This window comes from Chamaesiphon polymorphus CCALA 037 (genome assembly GCF_003003845.1).
In the GTDB taxonomy this organism is placed as follows: Bacteria; Cyanobacteriota; Cyanobacteriia; order Cyanobacteriales; family Chamaesiphonaceae; genus Chamaesiphon; species Chamaesiphon polymorphus.
This window is the reverse complement of sequence record NZ_PVWO01000406.1, coordinates 1-5,428: the sequence shown is the minus strand read 5'-3', so window position 1 is coordinate 5,428 and position 5,428 is coordinate 1. Positions and strand designations below refer to the sequence as shown.

8 protein-coding genes and 1 pseudogene are annotated in these 5,428 nt (G+C 41.9%); 8 read left to right on the top strand and 1 reads right to left on the bottom strand.

Annotation, left to right across the window (positions count from 1 at the left end; genetic code table 11):
• Positions 1–183 precede the first annotated feature (183 nt).
• The 8 genes from C7B77_RS23015 (at position 184) to C7B77_RS22980 (ending at position 5,238) form a co-directional block, all read left to right on the top strand.
• On the top strand, positions 184–369 hold the full coding sequence (locus C7B77_RS23015) for a nuclear transport factor 2 family protein (protein WP_146138466.1): 186 nt from the start codon (positions 184–186) through the stop codon (positions 367–369).
• A gap of 8 nt (positions 370–377) precedes the next feature.
• On the top strand, positions 378–863 hold the full coding sequence (locus tag C7B77_RS23010; RefSeq protein ID WP_106310413.1) for a hypothetical protein: 486 nt from the start codon (positions 378–380) through the stop codon (positions 861–863).
• 58 nt (positions 864–921) lie between these two features.
• Positions 922–1,416: a hypothetical protein gene (locus C7B77_RS23005; protein WP_106310410.1), complete on the top strand. Its 495-nt coding sequence runs from the start codon at positions 922–924 to the stop codon at positions 1,414–1,416.
• Between the two features lie 25 nt (positions 1,417–1,441).
• Positions 1,442–2,098, top strand: coding sequence for a glutathione S-transferase family protein (locus tag C7B77_RS23000; protein WP_106310407.1), 657 nt, complete (start codon positions 1,442–1,444; stop codon positions 2,096–2,098).
• Between the two features lie 70 nt (positions 2,099–2,168).
• Positions 2,169–2,621 (top strand): cupin domain-containing protein, encoded by a 453-nt coding sequence (locus C7B77_RS22995; protein WP_219892251.1) that lies wholly within the window; start codon positions 2,169–2,171, stop codon positions 2,619–2,621.
• 15 nt (positions 2,622–2,636) lie between these two features.
• On the top strand, positions 2,637–2,999 hold the full coding sequence (locus C7B77_RS22990; protein WP_106310401.1) for a type II toxin-antitoxin system PemK/MazF family toxin: 363 nt from the start codon (positions 2,637–2,639) through the stop codon (positions 2,997–2,999).
• Positions 3,000–3,081: 82 nt separating this feature from the next.
• Complete coding sequence (locus tag C7B77_RS22985) at positions 3,082–3,735, top strand: type II restriction-modification system restriction endonuclease (protein WP_106310399.1); 654 nt, start codon at positions 3,082–3,084, stop codon at positions 3,733–3,735.
• A gap of 6 nt (positions 3,736–3,741) precedes the next feature.
• A complete protein-coding gene (locus C7B77_RS22980; RefSeq protein WP_106310396.1) occupies positions 3,742–5,238 on the top strand; it encodes a DNA methyltransferase family protein in 1,497 nt (498 codons plus the stop codon).
• Here C7B77_RS22980 and C7B77_RS22975 read toward each other — a convergent pair.
• Positions 5,213–5,353 (bottom strand): annotated as a pseudogene (locus tag C7B77_RS22975) (NADAR domain-containing protein); the annotation flags it as partial. The gene C7B77_RS22980 and the pseudogene C7B77_RS22975 overlap by 26 nt on opposite strands.
• Positions 5,354–5,428: the final 75 nt, after the last annotated feature.

The window sequence follows — 5,428 nt, the reverse complement described above, 5'->3', positions numbered from 1 at the left end:
GTTCCCTTCAGTGCGATTGGGCAAAGCCCACACTTCGCGAACGAGTTTTGAGTCGAAAATCGAATTTTATTTGAGTTTTTCTCGCCAGAATTTACACCAGAATATTTGCAGATGATGTAACCAGAAGCGATCGCTAAAATTTTAGGTCAACCAGTCGAGCCAATGAAAATTCAAGGAAGATTTATGATATCTACAGCAGTAAATAAAGCGATCGTGCGTCGTTTTTATGAAAAAGTTTTCGATCGACAAAGTATCGAGGCAATCGATGAATTAGTCCAGCCGGAGTTTATCGATCGCGATCTCATCCCTAGCGCATCGAGAAATCCTGAGTCGATGAAGCAATGTATTAAAACATTGATAACAAGTTGAGGGTGTTTATGTACGACTTTGACAAACACGCCGCTCGTGCGCACAGCGTCGGCTCTGCCGAATCATTGGAGCACGATCGGCTATATCAATTCTGGTCGCGCTCTCAAGGTCTCTGGATGTCCAAACTAGCCAAAGTCACCTTGTGCTTGCTAGACGAACGAGAACTAGCAACCTTGAGCCAAATCCATGTACTGGAGCAGCCAGAATTCGGCATCAAGCTAGCTTGGGAATATCAGCTCAAAGCAGAATCGGGACAGATGAACTGGTTTGTCGATGCCGCACAGCCCGGTTTGGTGTTTACCAACAAAAGTGTCTGGGCGGATAGTTTGCCCGCTATCTACGATTACCAAATGGTAGGCGATCGGATGTTAATTACCGCCACAGGCGAACTGGAAGAACGCACTGTACTGGAGGGAGATTGCCAGCGGCGCAGAGAACTCAGATGTGATGGTGCTTTAGTACGCCGTCACTGGGAACACAAATTTAATCCTTGAGCGTGGGTCGAGCGGATCCGAAACCCATATCTACTGTAATTTTAAGGGAGTTTATCTAATGATTTATCATATTTCAACCGCCGTAAACAATCCACTGCATGTCAGCCAAGTCTTTGCGGAAATATTGCAAGGACAATCCATTCCCTTTCCCGAACATCCTGGTAGCTACATCGCGCTAGCCTTAGACACTCATGGCACGATGATTGAATTCCATCCATTAGGTACTACGTTAATCCCCGGCAAGATCGTTAATGAAGCAGCCAACCACCAACCCGATCCAGCAGCATTAATTTACACTGCCAATCATACGGCTATTTCTGTGCCAATTAGCATCGATCGACTGAATTCGATCGCGACTCGTGAAGGTTGGCAAATGTTGTATTGTCGTCGGGGCGAGAATTACTTCGATGTCATTGAATTTTGGGTAGAAAATCAGTTGCTTTTTGAGTTATTACCGCCAGAAATTGTCGATAAATATCTCGCTTTTATGTCGCCAGAATCTTTGGTTGCAGCAGCACAAGCAGCGGCGGCACAACCACTGATAGCAGCATAAAATATGAAGATCGAGGAATTTTGTTATGTCTCAAATTCAACTTTATAGTGCAATTCTGTGTCCTTTTGCCCATCGAGTGCGATTGACATTGCTCGAAAAAAGCGTTCCCTTTGAATCGATCGAAATCGACTTGCAAAACAAGCCCGCTAACTTTCATGAAATCTCGCCTTATGGCAAAGTACCAGTCCTCAAACATGGCGATAATCGCGTCTGGGAGTCAGCGATCGTCAATGAATATCTAGAGGAAACCTTTCCCAATCCACCACTGTTGCCTACAGATCCGATCGATCGTGCCCGAGCGCGAATTTGGATTAACTTTGCCGATACCCGCTTATTTGCTACTACCGGAAAACTGTTATACGGTCGCGACTCCCAGCCAGCGGCACTATTACAAGAGTTGACGGAGCAGTTGTTATTTATCGAACGCGAAGGATTAGCCAAAATTTCCGATCGCAAACCCTATTGGTTGGGAACAGAGCTGAGTTTAGTCGATTTAACTTTCTATCCGTGGTTCGAGCAAGTAAATGTTTTGGAGCACTTCCGAGGCTTTCAAATGCCACCAGGATTAGCGCGAATCCAGCAATGGCAAGCCGCCGTAAGCCAGCGATCGTCGGTCAAATCGATCGCCAATTCGCCAGAATTTTATCTCGAACATTATGGACGGCTAGCTCAAAAAATTTAGCAGCAACATTCCAGGAAAGTGTGTTGTAGACTAATCCTAAGCCTATGAAATCAGGAGGTATTTCTCGATTATGGAAGATAACTCAATTACCGATCGAATCGCGTCCCCAATGACAAATCCACAACCAAATGAGATTGTCACCGTCCGTCCCGACACTGACACGATGACTCGCCAACGGCTGCCTTATTTTGTGGGCATTTCCGCCGCCACGGCAGGATCGCAGGGAATTTCGATGAATCTAGTCGTTATCCCCCCAGCTAGCTCCGCCGAGCCGCATTTTCATCGCGATTATGAAACCGCAATTTATTTAATTGAAGGTCGAGTCGAAACCCGCTATGGCGAAGGGCTGAAGCAATCGATTATCAATGAAGCTGGGGATTTCATCTTTATTCCGCCCGGAGTGCCACATCAACCATTCAATCTCAGTGCCACCACACCCGCTCGCGCCCTAGTTGCACGTAACGATCCCAACGAGCAAGAAAATGTCGTGCTCTACGATCCCAATGCGAACAGAGCAACGTGAATTGGTGGAGGACAGATGGCAATCGAGCAAGGTGATATATACTGGGTTGCATTAGATGTACCGAGTGGCTCAGAACCAGGCATTATCCATCCCCATGTCGTAATTCAGGATAATGTCTTAAATCGCAGCCGCCTTGATACGTTGGTTGTTTGTGCCTTGACAACAAATGCAAAGCGGGCAAAATCACCGGGTAATGTATTGCTTGAAGTAGGTGAAGCAAATTTACCCAAGCAAAGTATCGTAGTCGTTGCACAAGTATCTACAGTGAATAAATCGCAGTTGGGCGAATATATCGGCTCGCTAACTCCAGAGCGGATCGAGCAAATCTTCGCTGGTATGCGGTTTCTGCAAAAAATGACCGAACATCACGATATATAGCAATCCTAAACCGCGTTTTCCGATTTACGCAAACTAACGTACTATAAGATATGGCTAACAATAAAGTGAATTGACATTAAGGATGAAGCCAACATTAACTATTGAAGATTTATGTGCTGAAGCAGCTAAATTTGCTGAAATAGAATCTCTTTACGACGAACCCGTACTGTATGGCGTAACAGACGGAAAAGCTGTCGGCACATATCTCGAACATAAATTCATAGCTTATTTGGCTCAAAACTACAGTTCTCAACAAGGAAATTCAGCATCAGGTATCGATCTTCCCGATCTGGAAGTTGATATCAAAGTAACAAGTGTCAAGCAACCACAGTCTTCTTGTCCTTTCAGATCGGCAACTCAAAAAGTATTTGGCTTGGGATATCATCTGTTGATTTTTGTATACGATAAATATGATGATTCTGCCAATAGGACTGGAAGATTAAATATGCAGCATACTATTTTTGTAGATAGAAGCAAAACAGCAGATTTTCAGACAACTAAAGGTATTATAGACATTTTGAATCGAGAAGGTAATCATGACGATATTATTGCCTTCATCATGGAGCGGAACTTACCAGTTGATGAAATCGGTGCAAATCAGTTAGCTGAAAGAATTATAGACTCACCCCCGAATCAAGGCTATTTGACGATTTCAAATGCACTTCAATGGAGGTTGCAATACAGCAGAGTTATCCAGCAAGCTGGCAGTATTTCAGGGATATTCAGGATTCGATAAATAATCATGGTTAAATCTATAGAAAAATGGCAATTCGGTGATTTTCAAACGCCAGATGAACTTGCAAGAGAAGTAGTTGAAACTCTTATAGCAAACCATGAAATATCTCCGAATTTTATTGTAGAACCAAGCTGTGGAAAAGGATCTTTTATCAGAGCATCACTCGATCGATTTCCACATGCAAAGGTAATCGGATTAGATATAAACGAACTATATGTTAAAGAAGCAAGCTTGTCTATATCAGATTGTCCAAATTCAGAGAATGCCACCATATCTCGCTCGGACTTCTTCGATACGGATTGGCAAGCTCTTATTTCTAATCTATTTGATAATATTTTAATAATCGGTAATCCTCCTTGGGTTACTAGCAGTGAGTTGAGTATTCTTAATAGTCAAAATCTTCCTTCAAAGTCCAATTTTCAGAATAGACGAGGTATTGAAGCTATTACTGGCTCGGGAAACTTTGATATTTCCGAATGGATGTTACTACAATATGTTGAATGGTTATCAAATAGAGAGGGCACTATCGCCGTACTATGTAAGTATTCTGTTGCACGGAAGGTTATACTTCAAGTTAAGCAGAAATCCGGAAATAGATTTTCTAGTTATATCTATTCGATCGATGCAAAAGCTTATTTTGGAGCATCTGTAGAGGCTTGTCTTTGTATTATTACCACACAGGCAGACAGCAATACAGATTGTAAGGTTTATGCAGATCTAAAATCCGAACAGCCATTATATTTAATTGGAGAAAGAGATGGATCGATCGTTAGGAACACAGTTAAGTATGAGCAGTGGATGCATTTAGCAGGTCGGGACTTAAAATATTTATGGCGGTCTGGAGTCAAGCATGATTGTTCTAAAGTAATGGAGTTAGTGCGTATTGGCGATAATTTATTTCAAAATGGATTAGGAGAGAGAGCTTCTTTAGAAGAAGATTATTTATATCCTCTTTTAAAAAGTTCCGATATCGGTAATAGCAGAACTATCGATTATCGAAAGCTTGTTTTAATTACGCAAAAATCGGTAGGTGAAGATACAAGTATTATTAAAAATACAGCTCCTAAAACATGGCAATACTTGCTAGATCGTCAAGAGTATTTAATAAACAGAAAGAGTTCTATTTATAAAAACAAACCGCTATATTCAATCTTTGGGATTGGCTCGTATTCTTTTAAGAATTGGAAGATAGCGATCTCTGGTCTTTATAAGAAGCTAAATTTTTGCTTGGTTAAACCGTTGGATGGAAAATCGGTAATGTTTGACGACACAGTGAATTTTTTGTCTTTTGAAACTGAGGAAGAAGCCAAATTTATTTTTGGATTACTTACGGCTACTCCCGCACTAGAGTTTCTTGATTCTACGATCTTTTGGGATGAAAAAAGGCCAGTTACAATAGATATTCTTAGGCGGTTATCCCTTGAAGCAGTCGCAAAAGAACTGGGGAATTTAGAAGATTACATGCAATGGATGGATTCTATCGATCGGCCAATGTTAAGATAGAACGAACTTCCATCAATGCAAAGCCGAGTAGATTGGTGCCTTGCCAAAGATGAGGATTTGCAATGTTGGGATTGTCAGCAGCTAATCCAATCCCCCAAATGCGATCGTCTGGACTAGTATTGGACGGCATAAATAAAGACGCATTTCAATTACACAATGGTTTGCCTTTGTAAGTCCACTTAAAAGGCTT